This window comes from Amycolatopsis xylanica (assembly GCF_900107045.1).
In the GTDB taxonomy this organism is placed as follows: Bacteria; Actinomycetota; Actinomycetes; order Mycobacteriales; family Pseudonocardiaceae; genus Amycolatopsis; species Amycolatopsis xylanica.
Genome location: NZ_FNON01000002.1, coordinates 37786 through 64042 on the forward strand (window position 1 = coordinate 37786; position 26257 = coordinate 64042).

At 68.1% G+C, this 26257-nt stretch carries 25 protein-coding genes; 16 read left to right on the plus strand and 9 right to left on the minus strand.

What is annotated here, in order from left to right; translation table 11 throughout:
* Positions 1-13 precede the first annotated feature (13 nt).
* The 6 genes from BLV57_RS07820 (at position 14) to BLV57_RS07845 (ending at position 6723) form a co-directional block, all read left to right on the plus strand.
* A complete protein-coding gene (locus BLV57_RS07820) occupies positions 14-1297 on the plus strand; it encodes an ABC transporter substrate-binding protein (RefSeq protein WP_091287983.1) in 1284 nt (427 codons plus the stop codon).
* The gene (locus tag BLV57_RS07825; protein WP_091287984.1) at positions 1294-2190 is read left to right on the plus strand and encodes a carbohydrate ABC transporter permease; all 897 of its coding nucleotides are present in this window, start codon (positions 1294-1296) and stop codon (positions 2188-2190) included. Before BLV57_RS07820 ends, BLV57_RS07825 begins: the two co-directional genes overlap by 4 nt.
* A gap of 26 nt (positions 2191-2216) precedes the next feature.
* Entirely contained in the window at positions 2217-2999 is a 783-nt protein-coding gene (locus BLV57_RS07830; RefSeq protein WP_091289011.1) for a carbohydrate ABC transporter permease, read from the plus strand.
* 186 nt (positions 3000-3185) lie between these two features.
* Positions 3186-4919 carry a TIGR03767 family metallophosphoesterase gene (locus BLV57_RS07835; protein WP_091287985.1) on the plus strand — a complete coding sequence of 578 codons (1734 nt, stop codon included), beginning with the start codon at positions 3186-3188 and terminating at the stop codon, positions 4917-4919.
* A gap of 51 nt (positions 4920-4970) precedes the next feature.
* The gene (locus tag BLV57_RS07840; RefSeq protein ID WP_091287986.1) at positions 4971-5360 is read left to right on the plus strand and encodes a PaaI family thioesterase; all 390 of its coding nucleotides are present in this window, start codon (positions 4971-4973) and stop codon (positions 5358-5360) included.
* Positions 5361-5466: 106 nt separating this feature from the next.
* Positions 5467-6723 carry a peptidase C39 family protein gene (locus BLV57_RS07845; protein ID WP_176968541.1) on the plus strand — a complete coding sequence of 419 codons (1257 nt, stop codon included), beginning with the start codon at positions 5467-5469 and terminating at the stop codon, positions 6721-6723.
* 249 nt (positions 6724-6972) lie between these two features.
* Here BLV57_RS07845 and BLV57_RS07850 read toward each other — a convergent pair whose 3' ends face one another.
* Positions 6973-8196: a cytochrome P450 family protein gene (locus tag BLV57_RS07850; RefSeq protein ID WP_091287987.1), complete on the minus strand. Its 1224-nt coding sequence runs from the start codon at positions 8194-8196 to the stop codon at positions 6973-6975.
* Between the two features lie 140 nt (positions 8197-8336).
* On the opposite strand from BLV57_RS07850, the gene BLV57_RS07855 reads away from it, so the two are divergent.
* Positions 8337-9434, plus strand: a complete 1098-nt coding sequence (locus BLV57_RS07855) for an S-(hydroxymethyl)mycothiol dehydrogenase (RefSeq protein ID WP_091287988.1) — start codon at positions 8337-8339, stop codon at positions 9432-9434.
* 65 nt (positions 9435-9499) lie between these two features.
* The gene (locus BLV57_RS07860; protein ID WP_091289013.1) at positions 9500-10039 is read left to right on the plus strand and encodes a gamma-glutamylcyclotransferase; all 540 of its coding nucleotides are present in this window, start codon (positions 9500-9502) and stop codon (positions 10037-10039) included.
* On the opposite strand, the gene BLV57_RS07865 is transcribed toward BLV57_RS07860, so the two are convergent.
* Positions 10026-11624, minus strand: a complete 1599-nt coding sequence (locus tag BLV57_RS07865; protein WP_176968542.1) for an FAD-binding oxidoreductase — start codon at positions 11622-11624, stop codon at positions 10026-10028. The two genes, BLV57_RS07860 and BLV57_RS07865, sit on opposite strands and share 14 nt — an antisense overlap.
* Before the next feature lie 16 nt (positions 11625-11640).
* Between BLV57_RS07865 and BLV57_RS07870 the strand changes: the two genes are divergently transcribed.
* The 4 genes from BLV57_RS07870 to BLV57_RS07885 all read left to right on the plus strand — a co-directional run bounded on the left by BLV57_RS07870 (position 11641) and on the right by BLV57_RS07885 (position 16034).
* Positions 11641-12288 (plus strand): TetR/AcrR family transcriptional regulator, encoded by a 648-nt coding sequence (locus BLV57_RS07870; protein ID WP_091287990.1) that lies wholly within the window; start codon positions 11641-11643, stop codon positions 12286-12288.
* Positions 12285-13823: a glycerol-3-phosphate dehydrogenase/oxidase gene (locus tag BLV57_RS07875; protein ID WP_091287991.1), complete on the plus strand. Its 1539-nt coding sequence runs from the start codon at positions 12285-12287 to the stop codon at positions 13821-13823. The genes BLV57_RS07870 and BLV57_RS07875 overlap by 4 nt, the downstream gene beginning before the upstream one ends.
* A 121-nt stretch (positions 13824-13944) precedes the next feature.
* Positions 13945-14844 (plus strand): ABC transporter ATP-binding protein, encoded by a 900-nt coding sequence (locus BLV57_RS07880; RefSeq protein ID WP_091287992.1) that lies wholly within the window; start codon positions 13945-13947, stop codon positions 14842-14844.
* Positions 14841-16034, plus strand: coding sequence for an ABC transporter permease (locus BLV57_RS07885; protein ID WP_091287993.1), 1194 nt, complete (start codon positions 14841-14843; stop codon positions 16032-16034). Before BLV57_RS07880 ends, BLV57_RS07885 begins: the two co-directional genes overlap by 4 nt.
* On the opposite strand, the gene BLV57_RS07890 is transcribed toward BLV57_RS07885, so the two are convergent.
* The 4 genes from BLV57_RS07890 to BLV57_RS07905 form a co-directional block, all read right to left on the minus strand.
* Positions 16021-17286 carry a cryptochrome/photolyase family protein gene (locus tag BLV57_RS07890; protein ID WP_091287994.1) on the minus strand — a complete coding sequence of 422 codons (1266 nt, stop codon included), beginning with the start codon at positions 17284-17286 and terminating at the stop codon, positions 16021-16023. The genes BLV57_RS07885 and BLV57_RS07890 overlap by 14 nt on opposite strands.
* Before the next feature lie 111 nt (positions 17287-17397).
* Positions 17398-18714, minus strand: coding sequence for a citrate synthase (locus tag BLV57_RS07895; protein ID WP_091287995.1), 1317 nt, complete (start codon positions 18712-18714; stop codon positions 17398-17400).
* 104 nt (positions 18715-18818) lie between these two features.
* Positions 18819-19757: a carbohydrate kinase family protein gene (locus BLV57_RS07900; RefSeq protein ID WP_091287996.1), complete on the minus strand. Its 939-nt coding sequence runs from the start codon at positions 19755-19757 to the stop codon at positions 18819-18821.
* Positions 19754-20329 carry a TetR/AcrR family transcriptional regulator gene (locus BLV57_RS07905; RefSeq protein ID WP_091287997.1) on the minus strand — a complete coding sequence of 192 codons (576 nt, stop codon included), beginning with the start codon at positions 20327-20329 and terminating at the stop codon, positions 19754-19756. Before BLV57_RS07905 ends, BLV57_RS07900 begins: the two co-directional genes overlap by 4 nt.
* Positions 20330-20419: 90 nt before the next feature.
* Here BLV57_RS07905 and BLV57_RS07910 point away from each other — a divergent pair, with 90 nt between their 5' ends.
* The 3 genes from BLV57_RS07910 (at position 20420) to BLV57_RS07920 (ending at position 22995) form a co-directional block, all read left to right on the plus strand.
* Complete coding sequence (locus tag BLV57_RS07910; protein ID WP_091287998.1) at positions 20420-21565, plus strand: acyl-CoA dehydrogenase family protein; 1146 nt, start codon at positions 20420-20422, stop codon at positions 21563-21565.
* Between the two features lie 126 nt (positions 21566-21691).
* Positions 21692-22042, plus strand: a complete 351-nt coding sequence (locus tag BLV57_RS07915) for a hypothetical protein (RefSeq protein ID WP_091287999.1) — start codon at positions 21692-21694, stop codon at positions 22040-22042.
* Between the two features lie 347 nt (positions 22043-22389).
* Positions 22390-22995: a Uma2 family endonuclease gene (locus tag BLV57_RS07920; protein ID WP_091288000.1), complete on the plus strand. Its 606-nt coding sequence runs from the start codon at positions 22390-22392 to the stop codon at positions 22993-22995.
* Between the two features lie 42 nt (positions 22996-23037).
* On the opposite strand, the gene BLV57_RS07925 is transcribed toward BLV57_RS07920, so the two are convergent.
* Complete coding sequence (locus tag BLV57_RS07925; protein ID WP_091288001.1) at positions 23038-24252, minus strand: amidohydrolase; 1215 nt, start codon at positions 24250-24252, stop codon at positions 23038-23040.
* 59 nt (positions 24253-24311) lie between these two features.
* On the opposite strand from BLV57_RS07925, the gene BLV57_RS07930 reads away from it, so the two are divergent.
* A complete protein-coding gene (locus tag BLV57_RS07930; RefSeq protein WP_091288002.1) occupies positions 24312-24827 on the plus strand; it encodes a hypothetical protein in 516 nt (171 codons plus the stop codon).
* 9 nt (positions 24828-24836) lie between these two features.
* Here the strand turns inward: BLV57_RS07930 and BLV57_RS07935 are convergent, their stop codons facing one another.
* Both BLV57_RS07935 and BLV57_RS07940 read right to left on the minus strand, forming a co-directional pair.
* On the minus strand, positions 24837-25301 hold the full coding sequence (locus BLV57_RS07935) for a GNAT family N-acetyltransferase (RefSeq protein ID WP_091288003.1): 465 nt from the start codon (positions 25299-25301) through the stop codon (positions 24837-24839).
* Positions 25302-25339: 38 nt separating this feature from the next.
* Positions 25340-26245 carry an aldose 1-epimerase family protein gene (locus BLV57_RS07940; RefSeq protein WP_091288004.1) on the minus strand — a complete coding sequence of 302 codons (906 nt, stop codon included), beginning with the start codon at positions 26243-26245 and terminating at the stop codon, positions 25340-25342.
* Positions 26246-26257: the final 12 nt, after the last annotated feature.

The following is a 26257-nucleotide window of genomic DNA, read 5'->3' on the forward strand; positions in this document are numbered from 1 at the left end:
AGGAGAACTGGGGATGCAGCAGCGCACGAGGCGTGGGTTCCTGTCGTTGGCCGGGCTGGCCGCCGTGGCCACCGCCTGCGGTTCGAACACCGGGCGGCAGGGCAGTCCGCCGCCGTCGACGGCGTCCTCGGCGCCGACCGCTCCGCCGAAACCGAACCTCCAGCAGTGGTACCACGCTTATGGCGAGGACGGCGTGCAGGACGCGGTGAAGCGCTACGCCGCCGCGTATCCCAAGGCCGCCGTGAACGTCCAGTGGAACCCCGGCGACTACGACTCGAAGATCGTGACCGCGCTGCAGAACAGCGCCGTGCCGGACGTCTTCGAGGCGCAGGTCAAGATCGACTGGGTGCGGCAGAACCAGGTCGTGGCGCTCGACGACATCGTCGGGCCGATCGCCGCGGACTTCAGCCCGGCCGTGCTGGCCGCGCAGACCGTCGAAGGCAAGGTCTACGGCATCCCGCAGGCCACCGACACGCAGGTCCTCTTCTACCGCAAGAGCATGCTGCAGGCGGCGGGCGTGAATCCGCCGCAAACGGTCGACGAGCTGATCGACGCGGCCCAGAAGCTCACCAAAGAAGGTGTGAAAGGCTTCTTCGCGGGCAATGACGGCGGTGTCGGCGTGCTCGCCGGCCCGCTGCTCTGGTCCACCGGGCTCGATTACCTGTCCAAGGACAACAAGTCCGTCGGCTTCGACGACCCGCGCGCGGCGGCCGCGTTCGCGAAGCTCCGGGTGCTGAACACGAACAACTCGCTGCTGCTCGGCGCGCCGAGCGACTGGTCCGACCCGGCGGCGTTCATCGACGGGCTCGCCGCGATGCAGTGGACCGGGCTGTGGAACATCCCGAAGATCCAGGCGGCGCTGAAGGACGACTTCGGCGTGCTCCCGTTCCCGAAGCTGGACGCCTCCGGTGCGCCTTCGGTCCCGGTCGGCGCGTACGGCGCGATGATCAACGCGAAGAGCGCGAACGTGGCCGCCGCCAAGGAGTACATCAAGTGGCTGTGGGTCGAGAAGACCGACTACCAGCTCGAATTCGCGACCAAGTTCGGCTTCCACGTGCCGGCGCGCCAGAGCCTCGTCGACAAGGCCGAGAATCTAAAGCTCGGGCCTGCCGCGGATGCCGCGCGATACGTCAAGGAGAACAGCCATTTGGTCGGCGGTCCGGTGTGGACGGCCCAGTCGAACACCGCGTTGTCCGACGCCGTCGCGAAGATCGCCAAGGAGGGCGCGGACCCGGCGGCGGAGACGCGCAAGGCGGTCGACGTGGCCAAGGCTGAGCTCAAGCGCCTGTTCGGATGAAGCGGCGGGACGCACGCGCGTTCTGGCTCTTCGTCGGGCCGTTCCTGCTCGGGCTGGCGATCTTCGCGTATCTGCCGATCGGCTGGAGCGCGTATCTGTCCTTTTTCGACGCTCGCAACACGGTCACGCCGACCGAGTTCGTGGGTGTCGACAACTACGTCTCGATGCTGTCGAACGACGCTTTCCTCTCCAGTTTGGGGACTTTCAGCGTGTTCGCGGCGCTGATCGTGCCGGTGACGTTCGTCCTGTCCCTGGCGTTGGCGCTGGCCGTGAACCAGTTGAAGTTCGCGCGCGCGTTCTTCCGCTCGGTGTTCTTCCTGCCGTTCGCGTGTTCGTACGTGGTCGCTTCGCTGATCTGGAAGACCTCGCTGTTCTCGGGTGTCCGATATGGACTGGTCAACAGCGTGCTCGGTGTGTTCGGCGTCGACCCGGTCGCGTGGACCGGAACGGTCGACCCGCCGCTGTACTGGGTCGTGCTGGTCAGCGCCCGGTTGTGGCTGCAGCTCGGGTTCTACATGATCCTGTTCATCGCGGCGCTGCAACGGATTCCGACGCAGCTGTACGAGGCCGCGGCCATCGACGGTGCGCGGCCCGGCTGGCAGGTGTTCCGGTACATCACGCTTCCGCAGCTGGCGGCGACTTCGGTGGCGGTCCTGTTGCTGAATCTCATCAACGCTTATCAAGCCTTCGATGAGTTCTACAACATCATGGGTGATTCGCGCGGATATCCACCGTTCGCGCGACCACCTCTTGTCTATCTTTATTACACGTCGCTCGGCTCGGGCGGGCAGGATCTGGGCCGGGGCAGCGCGGGCGCGGTGATCCTCGCGTTGCTGATCGCGCTGGTGACGCTGTTGCAGGGCAGGGTTTTCCGCTTCGGGAGGGCCTCGTGAAGATCGTACGCTGGATCTGCCTGCTGATCGCGACGGTGCTGTTCCTGCTGCCGTTCTACCTGCTGCTGCGAAACGGCTTGTCGACGCGTGCCGAAATCACCGCGCCGGACTGGAAACTGTTCCCGGACACCGTGCATTGGGAGAACTTCGGCACACTCTTCGGCAATTCCGAGGTTCCGTTCGCGCGCAGCCTGCTGAACTCGGTCGTCGTCGCGTTGCTGCAGACCGTCGGCCTGCTCCTCATCTGCTCGCTGGCGGGCTACGGGCTCGCGCGAATCCCTTACCGGCACTCGAAAAAGGTGTTCTACGCGGTCATCGCGACGCTGATGATCCCGACCTCGGTGACGTTCGTGCCGAGTTTCGTGGTCGTGTCCAGCCTGGGCTGGATCTCGGATCTGCGCGGTCTGATCATTCCCGGCCTGTTCAGCGCGTTCAGTGTTTTCCTGTTCCGCCAATACTTTCTGGACTTCCCAGCCGAACTCGAAGAGGCCGGGCGGCTGGACGGGCTGACGCGCTGGGGCGTGTTCTGGCGGATCGTCGCGCCCAACTCGCTCGGCTTCTTCGCCGCGCTCGCGGTGATCACGTTCATCGGCAGCTGGAACGCGTTCCTGTGGCCGCTGATCATCGCGCAGGATCCGTCCTCGTGGACCGTGCAGGTGGCGTTGTCCGGCCTGCTGACCGCGCAGAACCCGCAGCTCAACCTGCTGTTCCTGGCCGCGGCCGTGTCGATATTGCCGATCGTGCTGCTGTTCGTGTTCCTGCAGCGTTACCTCGTCCAAGGCGTCGCGGAGTCCGGCCTGAAGGGCTAGCCGGCCGCGAGGTCGTGAGTGTTTTCGCCGGTTAGAACCGGCCGGAACACTCACGAGGGCTTGGCCATGCGCCAAAGGTGACAAATTTTCGCGATGAGCTTCCCGGAAGTTCACGCTCCCGCTAACCTCGTGCGGCACGGTGTAACACCCAGGGTTCGAATGTCACTTACGACTGGGAGCGACCGCATGGCCGAGTTGACCCGCCGCCGATTCGTCACCGCAGCCGGGCTGTCCGGGGCGGGGCTACTGCTCTGCACCCCGACCTCGAACGCGCTGGACCGGGCGCTGGCGCTCACCACGCGCCGCGCGGTCACCACCGCGGGCACGACACTGCAGGCGGCGGCCGCGCCGGTGTCGTCAGGCCCGTCGTACACCAAGCTCGCCGCGGGCCCTGGCTGGCCGGTCGTGCTGCGGCAGGACCTGGCCGCCGCGAACACCGGGCGCGACGATCGGCGTACCCCGCTCGCGTCGTTCGTGCAGTTCACCGACCTGCACATCACCGACACCGAGAGCCCGGCGCGGTTCGAGTACGTGCACCCGTACATCTCGTCGGCGCACCGGCCGCAGGAGGCGCTGGGAACGGTCGCGACGAACGCACTGGTCAAGCGGGTCAACAGCGTGCGGAACGGGCCGTTCACCGGCAGGCCGTTCGACTTCATGGTGACCACCGGCGACAACACCGACAACCACGAGCAGCTCGAACTCGACTGGTTCCTCGGCGTGCTCAACGGCGGCCGGGAGGTCACCCCGAACTCCGGTGATCCGAACCGCTACGAGGGCGTGCAGGCGTCGGGCAGCCCGAACTACTGGAACCCGGGCACGCCGCTGGGCGACGCGTACACGAAGAAGGGCTTCCCGCAGGTGCCGGGCCTGCTGGACGCGGCGATGCGGACGTTCACCCCTGACGGTCTGGACATCCCGTGGTACTGCACGTTCGGCAACCACGACGACAGCGTGGTCGGCTCGCTGCCCGAGGGCATCCCCGGCATCAACGCCTTCTACACCGGCAAGTACAAGGTGATCGGCAAGGACGAGGCCAGCACCAAGAAGATCGCCGACGCGATACTCAAGCCGGGTTCCAGCGTGCCGATCAGCGAGCTGTTCGGCGGCGGCGGGCTGATCCGCGAAGTGACCCCCGACGCGCGGCGCAAACCGTTCACCACGGCCGAATTCGTGCAAGCGCACCTCAAGGCGGCCAACACCGGGCCCGGCCCGTTCGGCCACGGGTTCACCGCGGAGAACGCCGACGGCCAGAACGTCTACTACACGTTCCGGATCGCGCCCGGCGTCACCGGGATCAGCCTGGACACCACCACGCTCGGCGGCTTCGCCGACGGCTCGATCGGGCTCGGGCAGTACAGCTGGGTCGAGAAGACGTTGCAGCGCAACAGTTCCACCTACTACAACTGGTTCAACGCCAAGGTCAGCCACCAGGTGACCGATGAGCTGTTCATCCTGTTCAGCCACCACACCAGTGGTTCGATGGGCAACATCCTGCCGGACTCGCGCCATCTCGCCGAGCCGAGGCTGAACGGCGACACCTTCGTCAACCTGCTGCACCGGTTCCCGAACGTCATCGCCTGGGTCAACGGCCACACCCATCGCAACCAGATCATCCCGCACGTCAACGCCGACGCGAAGCGGAGCTTCTGGGAGATCAACACGGCCTCGCACATCGACTTCCCGCAGCACGCGCGGATCATCGAGGTCGCGGACAACGTGGACGGCACGCTTTCGCTGTTCACCACGCTGATCGAATCCGAAGCGCCGTACTCGGCTTCGTACGACGACCAGTCGACGCAGGGCCTGGCTTCGCTGTACCGCGAGTTTTCCTACAACGACATCCACGCCGACCTCGGTCAGCTGGGTGCCTCGGGCGACCGCAACACCGAGCTGGTGCTCGCGCACCCGCTGCGTTAGTTACCCCGGAGGTAATCGACCCCGCGCGGGCCGTCGGGCAGGCTGTCGGCCATGACCGACGACCTGTTCCACCAGACCATGCCGTTCGCCGCGCGGCTCGGCATCGAAGCTCTGGAGCACTCCGCCGGCCTCGTGCGCGCCCGGCTCGCCTGGGACGAGTCGCTGTGCACGACCGGCGGAGTGCTGCACGGCGGCGCGCTGATGGCGCTGGCCGATTCGGCGGGCGCGGTGTGCGCGTTCCTCAATCTCCCGGACGGCGCGCAAGGCACGACCACGATCGAGTCGAAGACCAACTTCCTGCGTGCCATTCGCGAGGGAAACGCCGTCGCCACCGCGCGCCCCTTGCACACCGGCCGGAAGATCATTGTGGTGGAAACGGAAATCCGCGACGACGCGGGCAAGCTCGCCGCGAAGATCACGCAGACCCAAGCGGTGCTTTGATCGGCAACATGCAGGTGTACAAAAGAAATACAGAGGTTCTTTACGGAACCGCGACCGTGGGCGAAAATCCTCCACAGCTAGGAATGCTAAGAGGGATGGAGCCCACATGCGAGCCCGCCGATTGATGCTGCTGCTCACCGTGGCGATGATGACCGCCGTGACGACGCACGCGGCCGAGGCCCACCCGGGCCGTGACGACGAAGCGGTCGACTACCACGAGTGGGCGGGCTGGGCTTTCCATCAGGGCACGCTGGCCGGGCTGGCGGTCGACCACCGCGGGCTGCGCATCGACCGGCCGATCGGCACGATCGAGCACACCGAGCCGAAGCTGGGCACCACGAAGACCTACGAATACGGCCAGTGGACCTCGCCGAGCTACCGGCTGGGCTTCGACGCGACGCAGCTCATCGCCTCGTGGAACGCGCGCACACCCGAGAAGACCTGGCTCCAGATCGAAGCGAAGGGCAAGACGGGGACGGGCGCCGAAACGGCCTGGTACACGATGGGCCGCTGGGCCAACGGCGACGCCGACATCAAGCGCACGAGCGTCGACGGGCAGTCCGACGCAAACGCTTTCGTGGACGTGGACACGCTGGTCATGAAGTCGGGCGTGACGCTGAAGTCGTACCGGCTGCGGATCAGCCTTTACCGCGAGGCCGGCACCCGCGAGACGCCTTCGGTGACGTCGCTCGGCGCGATGACCTCGCACGTGCCGGACCGCTTCGTCGTACAGGCGACAACGCCGGGCCGCGCGCGCGGAATCGAACTTCCCGTACCACCGTATGCCCAGAACCTCCACAAAGGACAGTTCCCCGAATACGGTGGCGGCGGCGAGAACTGGTGCAGCCCCACTTCGACCGAAATGGTGGCCGAATACTGGGGCAAACGGCCCAAGCCGGCCGACATGACCTGGATCCCGTCCGGCTACGTCGACCCGACCGTGGCGTACGCGGCTCGCTACACCTACGACTACGCCTACGACGGCACCGGGAACTGGCCGTTCAACACGGCTTACGCGGCGTCGCTCGGCCTGCGCGGGCACATCACCAGACTGCACTCGCTGAACGAGCTGGAAAGCTACATCGCGCGGGGCATCCCGGTGATCACGTCGCAGTCGTTCCGCGCCGAGGAGCTCGACGGCGCGGGCTACGGGACGTCCGGGCACATCATGGTCGTCATCGGCTTCACGGCCGACGGTGACGTGATCGCCAACGACCCGGCCTCCTCCAGCAACGACCGCGTCCGCAACGTCTACAAGCGCGCCCAGTTCGAGACGATCTGGCAGCGGACCAAGCGCTACACGGCCTCGGGCGGCGTCGCCTCCGGCCCCGGCGGCATCGCCTACATCATCACCCCCTGGTAACCCCCTGACCTGCCCTTTCCCCGTGCCCGGCCCAGCTAAAAAAATCCCAATGTGGCTTTCGTCAGATTTGAGCTGACGAAAGCCACATTGGCGTGCTCAAACCTGACCAATGCCACATTGGGATTTTTTTCCTGGCTCGGGGGGGTGGGCGGGTGGCGGGCCCTCTGCTCTCGCCACCCGCCCGGGTTTCCTTGGGGCGGCGGGGCTTAGCGGGTTCTATCCCGCTCGCCCGGCGCGGGATAGAACCCGCTAAACCCCGCCGCGGGCAGGGGTGAAGGTGACCGGGAGGTGGCGCAGGCCCCGGATGTTGATGCTCACGCGCCAGGACAGCGAAGCCGACATGTCGAGCTTGATGTCGCGGCACCGCGCCAGCAGCGCGCGGAACGCGATGCGGCCTTCCATGCGGGCGAGCGGCGCGCCCAGGCAGAAGTGGACGCCGTGGCCGAACGCGACGTGGCCGCGGTCGGTACGCGCGATGTCGAGCTCGGACGGCTTGTCGAAGCGGGCGGGGTCGTGGTCGGCGGAGGCGAGGGACAGCGCGATCAGGTCACCGGCTGGGATGTCGACGCCGCCGATCGTCAGGCCGGGCTTCGCGAAGCGCAGGGTCGGGATCGCCGTGGGGCCGTCGAAGCGCAGGAACTCCTCGAGCGCGTTGTCCAGCAGCTCCGGCTGCGAGACCAGGAGTTTCAGCTGCTCGGGGTTGCGGAGCAGGGCGAGCATGCCGTTGCCGATCAGGTCGATCGTCGTGGTGTAGCCCGCGACCAGCAGCAGCCAGCCCATCGCCATCAGCTCGACGTCGCTGAGGCGTTCGCCGGACGTGCGGGCCAGCGCGCCGAGCAGGTCGGTGCCCGCGAAGGCCTCGCGCTGGGTGCGTTTGTACTTGATCAGGTCGCGCAGGTACGCGTTCGCCTCCGCGTGCATTTGCGGGAGGAGCTCCATGTCGCCCTCGCGCACGCCGGTGACGACGTCGGCCCAGTAGCGGAAGTTCTCGCGGTCGCTGCCGGGGACGCCGAGCAGCTCCATGATGATCGTGGCGGGCAGCGGCGCGGCGAAGTCTTCGATCAGGTCGGCCTTGCCCTGGCTCGCGATGCTCTCGATGAGCCAGTCGGTCACCTGCTGGATCCGCGGCTCCAGCGCCGCGAGCCGCCGCGGGGTGAACTCGCGGTTGACCACCCGGCGCATCCTCGAGTGCTCGGGCGCGTCCGCGAAGAGCATGTGGTGGCTCAGATCGCCCGACCAGCCGTGCGCGATCAGCGGGATCTTGCGCACGTCGTCGTTGGCGTTGACCGCGTCGTGCGCGACCAGCGGGTTGCCGAGCGCGGCCTTGACGTCGGCGTAGCGGGTGACCAGCCACATCGGGACCCCGAGGTACTCGACCCGGTGGACAGGGCCGGCTTCGCGTAGCTCGGCCAGCAACGGGTACGGATCACGGGTGAACGCGGGCCGGTGCGAGTCGAGATTCAGCGTGGACATGCCAGCCACACGCGCCGCCGGGCGAGGCGGTTCAACACTTCACCCGGATGGACCAGTCCCTCACCCGCACCCATGCGGATCTCGCGATATCCGCGCTTTCCATGGCAAGCTGCCCGGGGATCTTCTACACGGAGGTGGCAATGCCGTACGAGGTTCAGGGCGTCGTTTCGCGCGCGAAGGGCGAGCCGGTCTCGCTGGAGACCGTCATCGTCCCCGATCCCGGGCCCGGTGAAGCCGTCGTCTCGGTCCAGGCCTGCGGCGTCTGCCACACCGACCTGCACTATCGCGAGGGCGGCATCAACGACGAGTACCCGTTCCTGCTCGGCCACGAGGCGGCCGGGATCGTGGAGCAGGTCGGCGCGGGCGTCACCGATCTGGAACCCGGCGACTACGTCATCCTCAACTGGCGCGCGGTCTGCGGCACCTGCCGAGCCTGCAAGCGCGGTAAGCCCTGGTACTGCTTCTCCACGTTCAACGCGACCCAGCCGATGACGCTGGCCGACGGCACGAAGCTGAGCCCCGCGCTCGGCGTCGGCGCCTTCCTACCCAAAACCTTGGTCCACAGTGGACAGTGCACGAAGGTGGACAGCGCCGCGGAGCCCGCCGTCGCGGGCCTGCTCGGCTGCGGCGTGATGGCCGGGCTCGGCGCGGCGCTCAACACCGGCGCGGTGACCAGGGGCGACTCGGTCGCGGTCATCGGCTGCGGCGGGGTCGGCGACGCGGCGATCGCCGGCGCGAAGCTGGCGGGCGCGACCACCATCGTCGCGATCGACACCGACGACCGGAAACTCCAGTGGGCCAAGGAGTTCGGCGCCACGCACACGCTCAACAGCAAGGGGCTGTCCGAGGACCAGGTCGTCGAGGCCATCCAGGAGCACACGAACTCGTTCGGCGCCGACGTGGTCATCGACGCGGTCGGCCGCCCGGAGACCTGGCGCCAGGCGTTCTACGGCCGCGACCTGGCCGGAACGGTCGTGCTGGTCGGCGTGCCGACGCCGGACATGCGCGTCGGCGACCTGCCGCTGATCGACTTCTTCTCGCGCGGCGGCTCGCTGAAGTCCAGCTGGTACGGCGACTGCCTGCCCTCGCGCGACTTCCCGGTGCTCATCGACCTGTACCTGCAGGGGCGGCTGCCGCTGGACAAGTTCGTCACCGAGCGCATCGGCGTCGACCAGGTCGAGCACTCCTTCGAGCGTATGCACCGGGGTGAAGTGCTGAGGAGCGTGGTGGTGTTTTGAAGCTCTTCACCGACGCCGAATACCCAGCCGATCCCTACCCCGGCGCCCGCCCCGATCATTCCTTCGTGCACTTCGACGGCGCCGGGCACTCACTCGACACGGCGCCGGACGGCTGGCGCGAGCGCCAGGCCGTGCTCGCGTACGGGTCGAACGCCTGCCCGTCCAAGATCACCTGGCTCCGCGAGGAACTCGGGCTCCAGGGCCCGGTCGTCGTGGTGCGCGCGCGATCGGTCGGGCTGGCCGCTGTCTGGGCGTCCGGCCTGCGGGTGCGCGACGGCCAGCGCCCGACGACGCTCGTCGCCATGCCGGGCGTCGTCGAGTGGCACGCTGTCTGGTTCGCCACCCCCGAGCAGATCGAGGTGCTCGACGTCTGCGAGGCACGCGGCTCGCGGCATCACCTGAGCAGGCTCCACACCGGGACGATCACCCTCGAGGACGGCACCGAGCTGGACGACGTCTGCGCCTACGTCGGCGCGACCGACGTCCGGTTCCCGCTGCTCGTCGACGGGGTGCCGGTGCGGGTCGCCGAGGTGCCGCAGTGCGAGGCCGTCGGGCTCGAAGGCTCGCCGGGCACCTCGCACGGCATCGAGATCACCCTGTTGTGAGCTTGCCGGGATTGAGGATGCCGGTCGGGTCCACAGTGGACCGTGCGGCGCGCAGTACCTCGATGCCCAGCGCACCGATCTCGGCACGCAGATAAGGCGCGTGGTCGACACCGACCGCGTGGTGATGCGAGATCGTGCCGAGGCCCTTGATCGCCTCGCACGCGGCCGCTTTCGCGTGCTCCCACTGGCCGACCGGGTCGTCCGCGTCACGCGCGCTGAGCACGGTGAAGTACAGCGACGCGCCCGTCTCGTAGGCGTGCGAGATGTGGCACATGATGATCGGCGAGCCGAGCGCGCCGCTCAGAGCACCGCGGACGGCGTCGCGCAAATGGTCCAATTTGGACCAATGCGCGGACGTCTCCAGCGTCTCGACGCACACACCGGCATCGAGCAGCGTGTCGCGCTGGCGCGGACCGGAGAACCGCCCGTGCCGCCACGATTCGCCGAGCGAGCGGCCGATCTTGACCGCGTTCAGCCGCTTCAAGGTTTCGTTGCGGCGGTTGGAGATCTCCTGGCCTTCCCAGCCGAGGATGAGCAAGCACGGGTTCTTGATGCCACGCGCACGCAGATATTGCTTGAGCGCGGTCGTTTTCAAGCCCGTGTTGAGCGCGAGCGACACTTCGGTCTCGTCCACATCGGACAGACGAGTGATGTCGGCGAGCACGTGGTTCTGCGCGAGTTCACGCACCGCTTCGGCGCCTTTGGCCCAGCCGTCGACGAAGTAACCCTCATACCGTCGCTGGGCAGGCACCGGACGCACCCGCAGCGCGACCTCGGTGATCACGCCGAGCGTGCCCTCACTGCCGATCGCCAGATGCCGCAGGTCGGGACCGGCGGCGGACGCGGGCGCGACACCGAGCTTCCATTCACCGCGCGGTGTGGCGAGCCGGACGCTGGAGACCATGTCCTCGAAGCGGCCGTAGCCCGATGACGCCTGGCCCGCGGACCGCGTCGCGGCGAATCCGCCGATCGTGGCGCGCTCGAACGACTGCGGCACGTGCCCGAGCGTGAAACCGTGCGCGGCGAGCAGGCGCTCGGCCTCCGGCCCGCGCACGCCCGCCTGCAACACGGCGATGTGCGAGACCGGGTCGACGGAAACGAGCTTGTCGAGCCTGGCCAGGTCGAGCGAGATCACGGACGACTTGGCACCGCGCAGCGCGTTTACCCCGCCGACGACCGAGGTACCCCCGCCGAACGGCACGACAGCGACGTCGTGGCGCACGCAGGCCTCGAGCACCTCCTGCACCTGCTCGGGCGTGGCGGGCAGCACGACGGCGTCGGGCACGGCGAGCTCGCCGAGCCCTCGGCGGCGCAGCAGGTCCAGATAGGACAAGCCGCCCGCGCGGCCCAGCCGGTCACCCGATGCGGTGAGCACGAACTCGGCGCCGACGACGGCTTTCAGCTCGTCAGCGGCCTTGGCGTCGAGCCGGGACTCGGGGACGGCGAGCCCCGAGTCGGTCACGACAGGGGCCTGCGGCCCCGGCCGCCCGATACGCTCGACCAGCCAGCGCAGGGCGCGAGCGGGCAGGTCGGCGTGATCTGGCGCCCACGTCGCGCGGAGCCGGTGGTCAATCGTCTCGTTCACCGTTAGAGTGTGACACATGAGCGCCGAACGTCACTCACTCGTGGGACAACGCACACCGAGCGCGCTCGCGGACACCCGCACCCGGCAGCCCGCGGTCCGCGTCTCCGACGACGTGCTGCTCAACGCCGCGCGCAAGTGCGTGCTCGCGGTCGGCGTCCGGCGGACCACGCTCGCCGAGATCGCGCGGACCGCCAAGGTCAGCCGGATGACGCTCTACCGGCGCTTCCCCGACGTGCGCAGCGTGCTCGCCGCGCTGATGACGCGCGAGTTCGGCGAGCTGCTGCGCCGCGCCAGCGCCGAGGGCAGCGACGCGCCGACCGCGCGCGAGCGCTTGGTCGTCATCGCCTCGGCCGGTGTCCGCGCCCTGTCGGCCGACCAGCTGTTCCGCACGCTGCTCGACGTCGACCCCGAGCTCGTGCTGCCCTACATCGTGGCGCGGTTCGGCCAGACCCAGCAGTTCGCCGAGCAGGTGCTGCGGTCGCTGCTCGAGGCCGGGCACGCCGACGGTTCGGTACGGGCAGCCGACCTGATGACCCAGGCGCGCTCGATACTGCTGATCGTCCAGTCGTACGCCTTCTCGCTGCGCCCGGCGACGACGGATGTGAACGAAAACGCGCTGCTGGCCGAGTTCAGCCACATCCTCGACGCATCGCTCAGACCATGATCCCTGGTTCGCTGAACGCTCGCCGGCGAGAACGTGAGCTCGAAGAACTGGCGGGTGGCGAGCGCGTCGACGTGCTCGTGATCGGCGGCGGGGTGACCGGAGCCGGGATCGCGCTGGACGCGGCCTCGCGCGGGCTCTCCGTGGCGTTGCTCGAAGCGCACGACCTGGCCTTCGGGACGTCGCGGTTCTCCAGCAAGCTCGTGCACGGCGGCCTGCGGTACCTGGCCAAGGGCGAGTTCGCACTGGCGCAGGAGAGCGCGATCGAGCGCGGGATCATGATGACCCGCACGGCGCCGCACCTCACCCGCGCGATGCCACAGCTGTTTCCCTTGTACGCCAGCACGTCCCCGTTCCAGCGGCGGCTGACTTCGGTCGGCTTGCACGCGGGCGACGTGCTCCGGCGCATCGCCCGTACCCCGTCGTGGGTGCTGCCGCGGCCGCGTTTCGTGCCGGCGGCGGAGACGCTCGCGCTCGCGCCGGGCTTGCGGCGGCATGGTCTGCGCGGGGGCCTGCTCGGCTTCGACGGCGCACTGGTCGACGACGCCCGGCTGGTCGTCACGATCGCCAGGACGGCCGCGTCCTACGGCGCGCGCGTGCTGACCAAGGTGCGCGCGGTCGAGGTGAGTGGTGACCGGGTGCTGGCCCGCGATGAGCTTTCGGGGCAGACACTGCAGATCTCCGCACGTCAGGTGGTCAACGCGACCGGCGTGTGGGCAGGCTCGGTGGTGCCCTCGGTGCGGCTGCGGCCGTCGCTCGGCTCACACCTGGTGCTCGCGACGGACACGGTCGGCCTCGGCCTCGCGTCGGTCAACGTCGCGGTGCCCGGCGAGACGAACCGCTTCGTGTTCCTGCTCCCCCAGCCCGGCGGACGCGTCTACTTGGGACTCACGGACGAGCCGTTGCACGGGGATGTCCCCGACGTGCCAACGGTTCCCGAATCCGATGTGGACTTCCTGCTCGGCGTCGCCTCATCGGTACTCGCACGGAAACTCACCCGTGAGGACGTGATCGGCTCGTACGCCGGACTGCGCCCGCTGGTCGACCTCCCCGGCACGAGTGGCCGCAGCGCGGACCTCTCCCGCAAGCACGCGGTCGCGACCTCGGCCGACGGCGTGGTGACGGTCATCGGCGGCAAGCTGACGACGTACCGCAAGATGGCACAGGACGGCGTCGACGCCGCGATCGCGCACGCGGGCCTGCACGCGGGCCCGTCGATCACCTCGCACCTGCCGATGCTCGGCGCGGCCGACCGGTCCACGCTGTCCACTTTGGACGCGCCGGAGCGGCTGATCGCGCGCTACGGCACCGAGGCGCCCCGGATCGCGGCGCTCGGCGAGGTGGACCATTCACTCGGCGAAGAGCTCCGCGCGGGCGTCACGGCGGCCGAGGTCGTCTGGGCGGTCCGCCACGAGGGCGCGCTCGACGCCGACGACGTGCTCGCCCGCCGCACCCGCCTCGCGCTGGTCCCTTCGGACGCCGACGCCGTGCGCGAGCGCGTCGAAGAGCTGGTCACCAAGGCACTCGCCGGGCTCTGAGCCCCGCCCCCTGATCGGGTGAGCGACCACTTGTGGTTCGGTGGTCACCTGGCCGCTGTGGTATCGACCAGTGCAGTGCCGGACGATGATCGAAGAAGACCGCGCCGAGGGGGGCTGACCCATGACCAACAGGCTCGAAATACGGGCGATCTCGAAGCGCTACGGCAAGGTCACCGCGCTCGACGGGGTCACCTTCGACGTGCGGGGCGGCGAGCTGTTCGGGTTCGTCGGCAGCAACGGCGCCGGCAAGACCACGACCATGCGGATCGCGCTCGGCGTGCTCACCCCCGACAGCGGCGAGGTCTGGTTCAACGACCTGCCGATCACCCACGAGACCCGCACCCGCATCGGCTACATGCCGGAGGAACGCGGGCTCTACCCGAAGATGAAGGTGCTCGACCACCTCGTCTTCCTCGCCGAACTGCACGGGATGGGCGCCAACGAGGCGCACCGCAGCGCGGAGAACTGGATCGTCAGGCTCGGGCTCGCCGAGCGGCGCAAGGACGAGATCCAGAAGCTCAGCCTCGGCAACCAGCAACGGGTGCAGCTGGCCGCCGCGCTGGTGCACGACCCGGCGGTGCTGGTGCTCGACGAGCCGTTCTCCGGGCTGGACCCGATCGCGGTCGACGTGATGAGCGAAGTGTTGCGGCACAAGGCTTCCCAAGGCGTCCCGGTGGTGTTCTCCAGCCATCAGCTCGACCTGGTCGAGCGGCTGTGCGACCGGGTCGGCATCATCAGGAACGGGCGGATGGTCGCCACCGGCACGGTCGACGAGCTCACCGCGCACGCCGGCACGAAACTCGTGGTCGGCGCGACGCGCGGCTGGGCGACGGGCCTCGCCGGGGTGCGCGTGCTGTCGGAGAACGGGACGCGCACGGTCGTCGAGCTCGACGACGGCGTCGACGACCAGTCGGTGCTCGCGGCGGCGCTGAGCGCCGGGCCGGTGACGGAGTTCAGCCGTCAGCGCCGGTCGCTCACGGAGCTGTTCAGGGACGCGGTCACGACAGGGGCGAAGGCATGAGCACGGTCACGCCGTGGCGGGCGGTCTGGCTGATCGCCAAGCGCGAGATCAACACCCGGCTGCGCACCCGGTCCTTCGTGGTGGGCACCGCGGCGCTGCTGGTGGCGATGCTCGGTTTCCTGGCCGTGCAGGCCTGGATCAGCGACTCGGTCGGCAAGAGCACGGTCGGCCTCACCGGGCAGACGACCGGGATCAGCGAGCAGCTCACCGCGCTCGGCGGGCAGGCCGGGCTGAAGATCGTCACCAAGCAGTTCCCCTCGGCCGAGGAAGGCAGGGCGCAGGTCGAAAGCGGCGACGTCGACGCGCTGCTGTCCGGCACCGCCGCCGAGCTGCGTGTCCTCGTCAAGTCCACTTTGGACGAAAAGCTGCGCGGGGTGCTGGACCGGATCTCCCAGCAGGAGGTGCTCAACGGGAAGCTGTCCGAAGCGGGCCTCGACCCCGGCCAGGTGCTGGCCTCGGTCGCGACCACGCGAGTGGCGGTGACCGAGCTCAAGCCCGCCGATCCGGACCGCTCGCAGCGGCTCGCCATCGGCGCGATCGTGGCGATCCTGTTGTACATCACGCTGTTCACCTACGGCGTGATGGTGGCTCAGGGCGTGGTCGAGGAGAAGGCCAGCCGGGTGGTGGAGATCCTGCTGTCGACGGTGCGGCCGTGGCATCTGCTGCTGGGCAAGGTGATCGGGCTCGGCCTCGTCGGCCTCACCCAGCTGGTGATCCTCGCCGGGGTCGGTGTGCTCGGCGGGCTCGCGACCGGAGTGCTCACGCTGTCCGGGGTCGCCACCGGCGCGCTGCTCTGGGGCGTGATCTGGTACCTGCTCGGCTTCCTGCTCTACGCCACGCTCTATGGCGCCGCGGGCTCGCTCGTGTCGCGCCAGGAGGACACGCAGTCCGTGATCGGGCCGGTGAACCTGGTGCTCATCATGGGGTTCGTCGTCGGGCTCAACCTGATGACCTCGGCGCCGGATGGGCAGGCCATCAAGATCGCCTCGCTGGTCCCGCTGCTCTCCCCGATCCTGATGCCGGGCCGGATCGCGGCAGGCACGGCCGCGCTCTGGGAGATCGCCGCGTCGCTCACGCTGACACTGCTCGCGGTCGCGCTGCTCACCTGGCTGGGCGCGAAGATCTACCAGAACTCGATCCTGCGCACCGGCAGCCGGGTGAAGCTGATGGACGCGCTCAAGAACCGGTGATCTCGCCGTAGCGTTCGAGTGCCACCTGGCGTTCGTGGGCGTGGTCGACCATGGGCGCCGGGTAGTTCTCGTTCGCGGGGATGTACCGGCGCGCGTAGTCGCCCTTCGGGTCGAACTTCTTGCCCTGGGTGGTCGGGTTGAAGACGCGGAAGTACGGCGCCGCGTCCGAGCCAGACCCCGCGACCCACTGCCAGTTGAGCTGGTTGGACGCGAGGTCGCCGTCGACTAGGTGCCGCATGAAGTGCCGGGCGCCCCACTGCCATGGCAAGTGCAGGTCCTTGACCAGGAAGCTCGCGACGATCATTCGCACGCGGTTGTGCATCCAGCCTTCGGCGAGCAGCTGGCGCATGCCGGCGTCGACGATCGGGAAGCCGGTCTTCCCTTGGCACCACAGCTCGAACGCGGCCTTGTCGTCCTCGAGGCGGATCGAGTCGAAGCGCTTGTCGAGGTTCCAGCGCGCGGCTTTCGGGTTGTGCCACAACACATCCGCGTGAAAGTCACGCCACGCGATCTCACCGCGCAGTGTTTCGTCCTCGAGGTCTTTGAGCAGCGTGCGCGGATGGACGCAGCCCCAGCGCAGATACGGGGAAATCTTGGTCGTGCCGGGAAGATCCGGCCGATCGCGACCGTCGGCGTAGTTCACCCCGGAATCGAGGAAATCGCGCCAAAGCTTGAGCGCGGCTTTTTCACCCGGTTCGGGGAGCACCATTTTACCGACGGAGGGCGCCTTCGGGATCTTGAGCGACTTCTTCGGCTCGATCCAGTCCACTTTGGTCTTCTTGGCCGGGCTTGGCCAGGAATGGCGCACCCAGGCGCGGTAGAACGGGGTGTACACCTTGTACGGATCGCCGTCGGCCTTGGTGATCCGGCCCGGGGTGATCGCGTACGGCGAACCCGTCTCGACCCAGTCGATTCCGTTCTGCGCCAAGACTTTCGCGACGGCGGCGTCCCGCTTGCGGCCATACGGCGCGCAGTCGGTGCTGACGTGGACCTCGGTCGCGCCGACCGACTGGGCGGCTTTGAGGACTTCGGTTTCCGGGTCGCCCTTGACGATCAGCAACCGGCCGCCGAGCTGCTCGTTGAGCGCTTCGAGGCAGCCGTACATGAAGGCCAGCCGCGGTTTCCCCGACGGCTTGAGCAGCGCCTCGTCGAGCACGTACAGCGCGAGAACCTCGCCTTGGGCTGCCGCGGCGCAGAGCGCGGGATGATCGCTGAGGCGTAGATCGCGGCGGAACCAGAGCACGGCGGGCATCCGTGAACGGTACCCGGGCGGGATAAAGCCCGCTTAACCACACACCGGGATAAAGCGGGCTTTACTCCGCATCGCGCTTCGCGCTCACGGAGTAAAGCCCGCTTTATCCTGCTAGCGCTCCGAAATGCCGGTGTAGTCCCGAGCCTTCTCGCCGGTGTAGATCTGGCGAGGGCGGCCGATCTTGTTCGCCGGGTCGTTGATCATCTCGCGCCAGTGCGCGATCCAGCCGGGGAGACGGCCCAGCGCGAACAGCACCGTGAAGTACTTCGTCGGGAAGCCGAGCGCCCGGTAGATCAGGCCGGTGTAGAAGTCGACGTTCGGGTACAGCTTCCGCTCGACGAAGTAGTCGTCCGACAGCGCCTTCTCTTCGAGCTTCTTGGCGATGTCGAGCAGCTGGTCGCCGCCCTTGAGCTTCGACAGAATCTCGTCGGCGGTGTTCTTGATGATCTTCGCGCGCGGGTCGTAGTTCTTGTAGACCCGGTGCCCGAAGCCCATCAGCTTCACGCCTTTTTCCTTGTTCTTCACGCGGTTGACGAACTGCTCGACGTCACCGCCGTCGGCCTTGATGCCCTCGAGCATGTCGAGCACGGCCGAGTTGGCGCCACCGTGGAGCGGGCCGAACAGCGCGTTGATGCCAGCCGAGACGCTGGCGAACAAGTTCGCCTCGGACGAGCCGACCAGGCGCACGGTCGAGGTGGAGCAGTTCTGCTCGTGGTCGGCGTGCAGGATGAACAGCAGGTCGAGCGCCTTGGCGACCTCGGGGTCGACGTCGTAGGGCTCGGCGGGCAGCCCGAAGGTCATCCGCAGGAAGTTCTCGACCAGGCCGAGCGAGTTGTCCGGGTAGAGGAACGGCTGGCCGATCGACTTCTTGTAGGCGTACGCGGCCAGCGTCGGGACCTTCGCCAGCAGGCGGATGGTCGACAGCTCGACGTTGGGTTCGTCGAACGGGTTCAGCGAGTCCTGGTAGAAGGTCGACAGCGCCGAGACCGCGCTCGAGAGCACCGGCATCGGGTGCGCGTCGCGCGGGAAGCCGCCGAAGAAGGCCTTAAGGTCCTCGTGCAGCAGGGTGTGCCGCTGGATCTTCTCGGTGAACTCCGTCAGCTGCGCCTGGGTCGGCAGCTCGCCGTAGATCAGCAGGTACGAAACCTCGATGAAGGTCGACTTCTGCGCCAGCTGCTCGATCGGGTACCCGCGGTAGCGGAGGATGCCCGCGTCGCCGTCGATGTACGTGATCGCCGAAGACGCCGCACCGGTGTTGACGAAGCCGGGGTCCAGGGTGATGTACCCGGTCGACGCCAGCAACTTGCCCAGCTCGATCCCGGGCGCGCCCTCGACCGGGTGGACCACCTTGAGCTCGTGTTCGCCGCTCGGCAGCCTTAGCGCGACGGTCTCGCCGCCGGACTGCCCCGCAGTCGTCGCGTCGGACATGCAAGTCCCTCTCACGATTGTCTGATGTATCCCTCCACGCTAGTCGAGGAAGGGGTCAGCGCGCAGCGGGTGGGTTGGCCAGAACAGGCGCTTTGGGACAAGGTTCACACAGCTGACACCATTTCTTCGGCCGTCGGCGGTTCCGCGCCACTGCGGGAAACCGTGATCGACGCCGCTTTCGCCGCGAAAGCGAGTGCCGCACGCCACATTTCCGCGTCCATTTTCGTCAGATCGCGGATTCCGCGCTCGTGCAGATATGTGAGCAACGCCCCTTGGACTGTGTCACCTGCCCCGATCGTGTCGACCACCGCGACCCGCTCGGCGGGAACCTCGGCCAGCTCACCCTCGGCGGTGATCACGGCCAGCCCGTCGGCGCCGCGGGTCAGCACGACCGCGTCCACCCCGGCCGCGACCCACTCCTTGGCGGCCTCGACCGCGTCCTTGCCGCCCGCGAGCCACTCGGCGTCGTCATCGGACAGCTTGAGCAGCCGGACGTACGGCAGCCAGGCCGCGAACCGCGCGCGGTAGGCGTCCGCGTCGCCGATCAGCGCGGCCCGGATGTTCGGGTCGAGCGCGGTCAGCACGCCGCGGGCCGACTCGCGGCGCAGCATCGTCTCGTACACGCTCGCGCCGGGCTCCAGGACCATGCCGAGGGTGCCGAGGCACAGCATGGTGGCGTCTTCGAGCGGGCCGGGGTCGGCGACCAGCCGGTCGGCGGTGCCCTCGGTGTAGAAGGTGTAGTGCGCGGAGCCCTTTTCGTCCAGCGCCACCACGGCGAGCGTCGTCGGCTCGGCGCCGCGCTGCACCAGCGCGGTGTCCACACCGGACTCGTGCAGCCGCTTGAGCAGCGCTTGTCCGAACCTGTCATCGGACACCCGGCTCAAAAAGGCCGACGGCGCGCCGAGCCTGGCCGCGGCCAGCGCGACGTTGTATGGACCACCGCCGAGCCGGGGCAGCAGCGCGCGCAGCCCTCCGTCCACAGTGGAATCCAACGGTTCACCGGGAACGAGGTCGACCAGCGCCTCTCCACCTACGACAATCACGGCCGCGATGTTAGTCCGTCTAGCAAGAGTTCCGACAGCGCTGTGAACGCTTCCGCGTCCGAGACACCGGTCCGCTGGCCGATGAGACCGGCCTGGATGCCCTCGATGATCAACCCGGCCATCTCGGCGACGAGCCGCGCGTGGACATCACGGAACACGCCGTCCTGGACACCCTTGGCGATGAACGCCCTGATCCGTCCCGCGGCCGCCCGGCTGTTCATTTCATAGGTCGCGCGCGCGGGCGGGAATTCCGCGATGTCCGCCATGAACGCGGCCGAGGCCCGTTTCAGGTATTCCGAAACACCGGCGAAGTACTCGCCGATGATTTCGCGGGCGTCTTCCAGCGGCGCGATCCTGGCTTCGATCTGCTCGGCGGCGCCCTTGAAAAAGTGGGCGACGACCTTCACCGCGAGCTGCTCCTTGGACGGCGCGAGCGCGTAGAGGGTCGACTTCGAGCAGCGGAGCTTGCCCGCGAGGTCGTCTAGGGTGAACTGGGCGAACCCCTCGGCGAGGAACAGGTCCTCGAGCTCACTCAGAAGTGCCCGCTGCCGGGCTGTCGGCTGTCGTGCCATCGGATCACTATCCCTTACGCGGCCCAGAACCTTACTGTACTCTGAACGGGCCCACAGTACTGTTTTCAGTACCGCTCCCCGGAGGAAGCCATGCCCGCCGAACGTCTGCTCCCCACGACCGAAGCGCAGGACCTCGTCGCGCTGGCCGCGGACATCGCGCGGGCCGAGCTGGCGCCGGTCGCGTCCGAGTTCGAGAAGGCCGAGCGGTTCCCCCGCGAGCAGTTCCGGCTGCTCGGCAAGTCGGGCCTGCTGGGGCTCCCGTACTCCGCGGACTGGGGTGGCGGCGAGGTCTCCTACGAGGTCTACCTGCAGGTTCTCGAGGAGATCGCGGCCGCGTGGATGTCCGTCGGCGTCGGCCTCTCGGTGCACACGATGTCCTGCTACGCGCTCGCCCACCACGGCACGGACGAGCAGCGCGACCGCTGGCTCCCCCAGATGCTCGACGGTGACCTGCTCGGCGCGTACGCGCTCTCGGAGATGCACGCGGGCTCCGACGCGGCCGCGCTGTCGACCAAGGCCGTCCTCGAGGGCTCGGACTACGTGGTCAACGGCACCAAGGCCTGGATCACGCACGCCGGCCAGGCCGATTTCTACACGACCATGGTCAGGACCAGCGACAACGGCGGCCGCGGCATCTCCTGCCTGCTGGTCGACGGCAAGACGCCGGGCCTGTCCGCCGCAGAGCCCGAGCAGAAGATGGGTCTCACCGCGTCGACCACCGCGCAGCTCCGCTTCGAGGACGCGCGCGTGGCGTCGAACCGACTTATTGGCAACGAAGGTGACGGACTGAAGCTCGCTTTGTCCTCGCTCAGCTCGGGCAGGCTGGGCATCGCGGCGTGCGCGGTCGGGCTCGCGCAGGCGGCGCTGGACGAAGCCGTCGAGTACGCCAAGGGCCGCACCCAGTTCGGCAGGCCGATCATCGAATTCCAGGGCCTGGAATTCCTGCTCGCCGATATGGCCGCGACGGTCGAATCCTCGCGCGCGATGTATTTGGACGCGGCGCGCAGGCGTGATCGCGGCATGCCGTTCCAGCGCCAGGCCTCGATCGCGAAACTGGTCGCGACCGACGGCGCGATGAAGGTGACCACGGACGCGGTCCAGGTGCTCGGCGGCGCTGGCTACACCAAGGACTTCCCGGTCGAGCGCTACATGCGCGAGGCGAAGGTGCCGCAGATTTTCGAGGGCACGAACCAGATCCAGCGCCTGGTCATCGCACGGGAGCTCAAGAACTCCTGACCATTGTTCACTTGTCCGGACATTGACGTCCGGTGCCCGCCGAGCGACACCGGACAACATCTCGCGACTAGAAACTCCCTGGCAGGCGGTGACTTTCGCCGCCATGCGACCACTGGGAGGAAACTCGTGAAGAACAGGATCATCGCCGCCGCCGGCGCGCTCGGCGTCGCGGGGTCGATCATGCTGGCCGGCGCGCCCGCCGCGTCCGCGAGCGTCGAGGCGCCGCCGTGCTCGTGGGGTAACGGGCACTTCTGGTGCTACAACCGGCCCAACATCCCCGTCGAGTGGGCAGGCAAGGTCGTCGGCTACCTCTACGGCGAGTACAACTGGTTCTCCTGCCGCTACGAGGGCGACCCCAACGGCGGCGGCGCACCGCACCCGAACCGCTGGGACTTCACCACCGCGGACAACGGCGCCCGCGGCTTCGTGCGCGATCAGTACATCTACGACGAGACCAACGTCCTGCCCCCCTGCTGATCCAAGGCTCGTGAGCGTTGCGGCCAGTTAGAACCCAATGCCGGGCAGTTAAGGCTTGGCTTGCGTTGTCCCTCGCCGCCTAAGCACGCGAAACCCGAGTTTGGGCCATCCGATGGCCCAAACTCGGGTTTCGCGAAGGCCGGTGGACGTAATGAGCGGAGCGTATGCGTCGCTCAGCGTTGTGAACGCCCCGTTCACAACGTTCAACCGCCCCCAGCGGCCGACATTGGGGTAACACCGGCCGCAACACTCACGACCTACCTGACACCAAGTGGCCTAGGCCTCAGGTAGGATGGTCTGCAAGCGCTTCGGATCATGCGAGAATGCCGGTGACGTGAGGAGACGTAGTGACGGCCCTTCCCGAACCGCCGCAGCATCCGTGGCTGACCGTGCCGGATCACCTGCTGACGATCGAGGAATACTCGGCGCTCGGCGAAACCGATTCCGGCTTCTCGGAGCTTGTGGAAGGTCGCCTTTTGATGTCGCCGAGCCCCCGGCCGAGACACAACATCGCACTGGGAAGCCTGTATGTGCAGCTGCTGCCGCAGCTACCACCGCACCTCATGGCCATTCAAGACGTAGATGTCGACCTCGAACTCGCCCCCTCGCAGGAACCTGGGTTTTCCAGGCGCCCAGACCTCATTGTCATTGACCGGAAAGCGGTCGCCACGGCCGACGATGAGGACAGCATGCTCAAGGCAGGCGACGTGGTCATCATCGTGGAAATCGTGTCACCCGGCTCGAAGCGCACCGACTACGTGACCAAGCATGGCGAGTACGCGGACGCGGGCATTCCGTTCTATTGGATCGTGGACATCGCCGACCCGATCTCGCTGGTCGCGTGTCACCAGGCCGGGGAACTCGGCCACCAGGATTCCCCAGCGGCAACCGGCACATTCACCACGACCGAGCCGTTCCCGCTGACGATCGATCTGGACAGCCTGAGGTCGTGAGTGACGCGGCCGGTTCTAACCGGCCGCAACACTCACGACTCGTCAGGACTCGCGGTAGCGGCGCTCGGCCACCACGCCTTCGCCCTTGGCCTCGCTGAAGGTGTAGACCTCACGGCCACGCACGAACACCCGCATAGCGCGGTTCATCACGTCCAGCGGGTCGCCCGACCAGATCGCGATGTCCGCGTCCAGGCCCGGCTTCAAGGCGCCCACCCGATCGTCCAGGCCGAGCATTTCCGCCGGGTTGATGGTGATCGAGCGCAGCGCCGTCTCCGGGTCGAGACCGTCCTTGACCGCCAAAGCCGCTTGGTACACCAGGAAGTTGATCGGCACCACCGGGTGATCGGTGGTGATCGCCAGCTTCACGCCCGCGCGCGCGAGGATGCCCGCCGAGCGCATGTTGCGGTTGCGCAGTTCGACCTTCGCGCGCGTGGTGAACAGCGGGCCGAGGATCACCGGGACGCCGCGCTCGGCGAGCAGGTCCGCGATCAGATGTCCTTCGGTGCCATGGTTGATCACCAGTTTGTAGCCGAACTCCTCGGCCAGCCGGATCGCGGTGACCATGTCGTCCGCGCGGTGGACGTGCTGGTCCCAGTACAGCTCGCCGTCGAGCACCTTCGCGAGGGTCTCGTGGGTGAGGTCGACGTCGAACGGCTTGCCCTCCGAGCGGGCGTGCTCGCGCTGGGCGGCGTAGTTGCGGGCCTTGGTGAAGGCCTCGCGGATCACCGCGGCGACGCCGAGGCGGGTCGACGGGGTCTGGTTCTTGTCGCCGTAGACGCGCTTCGGGTTCTCGCCGAGCGCGCTCTTGACGCTGACGTGCTCCGCGAAGACCACGTCGAACATGCTGCGGCCCCAGGTCTTCACGCCGATCGTCTGGCCGCCGACCGGGTTGCCCGACCCTGGCTTGATGACGACGCTGGTGATCCCGCCCGCGAGCGCGTCGTCGAACCCGACCTCGTACGGGTCGATGCCGTCGAGCGCGCGGAACCGGGCGCCGATCGGGTCGGTCATCTCGTTGGTGTCGTTGCCGGACCAGCCCTCGCCTTCCTCGTGCACGCCGAGATGCGCGTGCGCGTCGATGAACCCCGGCAGCACCCAGCAGCCCGCCACGTCGATGAGCTCGGCGTCGTCCGGGATGTCCACGTCCGACGCGGTGCCGACCGCGATGATCTTGCCGTCTTCGATGAGCACCGTGCCGCCGTCGATCGGGTCGCCGTCGACGGGGACCACGTAGCCCCCCACAATCGCTTCAGCCATGGTGAGACACGCTAACCGAGATCAGCACAACGCGGGCACCGCCGACGCGTCTTAGGGGCATGGGGAAGAAATCGTTGGCGGCGCTGATGGCCGTGCTCGCGGTGTCCGGCTGCACGTCGAGCACCTTCAGCCGCCTCACGCCCGCCGAACAGGAGACCCGCGGTTCGGGTGAACTCGCCGCCGACCTGCTCGGCGCGCTGCACGAACGCGGCGTCCAGACCACCGACAGCGCCTCCGCGCGCATCAGCGACATCGACCACGCCGCGGCGCTGATCACCGACGGGGACCGGCACGGGATGATCGAGGTCCGCCACGGCTCGATGGGCCAGGGTGACCCCGAATGCACGCGGCCGCAGCCTTGCCAGACCGCCGACGTCAGCGAAAAGAAGATGGTGATCATCGAGACCCCGATCTCGGTCACCATCGAGGTCTACTTGCCGGACAACGGGTTGACAGGCACGCTCACCGAAACGAAGAGCACGTCGCGGTTCTGGTCGGGCGGGCCTGCCTTGGCACACCTCCCGCTCGAATCCATGGCCGCGGCGGCCCTCGCCGCGGACCTGATCAGGTACTAGTGCGCCCGGTCAGGCGATCTCCTTCTCGAAATGCACGAGCTGATAGTCGAACTCCGGCGAACGATGGGTTTCGTGATAGCCCAAGCGTTTGTAGAGCCGTAACGGTCCTTGGCTGTACTCGCCGGTGAACAGCCGGAAGACCGTCACCCCGCGCGGTAGCCTCGCCTCGGCGGCCAGCAGCAGCGAACTGCCGTAGCCGTTCCCTTGCCGGTCGGGGGCGACGACCAGACGGCCCACCTCGCCCACGTTCCCGACCACACGGACACGCACGCTCGCGACCAGCCGCGCCTCTTCGCGGTAGCCCCAGGCGAGACACAACGGGTCGCCCAGCGCTTCCCTGGTCTCCGCCAGAGTCTCCACGAGAGGTGGCAGGTCGAACGTCCGATGTGCCCGCGCTTCAGTCACATACGCCGCACGCTGCAGCGTAAGAATCTCGCCCGCGTCCTGCGGGCCGAGCCTCACCGGTTCCATCATTCGAGGCTAAACCGGGCGTCTCCCGCTGTCGCCCGAATTCAGCCGAGCCGGATGCCCCAGCTGCCTGACCAGGAGGTTCCCGGCTCCAGCTCGATCAGGTCGGTGCCGGTGTTGAGCGCGTCGGCCGGGCAGGTCATCGGCTCGATCGCGATGCCGCGGCCCCGCCCGACGAGCTCGGCCGGGGTGAACACCTGGACCCACTTGAAGTCGGGACCGGCCCACACGTCGAGCGTGGTCTCGCCGTGGGTGAGCGTGTGGTGGTGGCGGCCGTCCTCGCCCGCGGTGAGCCCGCCGAACGCGGTGTCGAGGTCGACGCCGGCGAGCACCTGGCCGCCGCGGAAGTCGTACTCGGTCCCCTCGACGTCGCGTTCGGTGTCGTACGGCATCTGCTCGTCACCCAGGTACGGCCGGACGCGGGTGGCGGGCAGCGTCAGGGTGAGCTCGTCGGTCGGCGCGTCGCCGATGCGGAAGTACGGGTGCGTGCCGAGGCCGACGCCGATCGGCGAGTCGCCCTCGTTGCGGATCTCGTGGGTGATGGTCAGCTCGCGCGGCGCGATCTCGTAAGTGGTGACGGCACGCAGCGGCACCGGCCAGCCGGGCTCGCCGTCGATGTCGACGCACAGCGTGATCGACGATTCGGCGTGCTCGAGCAGCTCCCACTCCTTGTGGCGGGTGAGGCCGTGGATCGCGTTGCCGCGTGCTTCCTCGGTGATCTCCAGCTGCTGCTTCTCGCCTTGATAAACCCACTGGCCGCCCTTGGTGCGGTTCGGCCAGGGCAGCAGCACCTGACCTGCGCCTTTGGGCGGTTTCTCGTCGGCGGCGAACTCCTCGACATAGGGCACTCCACCGACCTCGAACAGGCGCAGCCCGGCGCCGATCTCGGTGACGACGGCGCGCGCGTTGCCGCGGGTGATCTCGAACTGCTGTCCGGTGGGGTTCGCCATGGGCGTCAACTT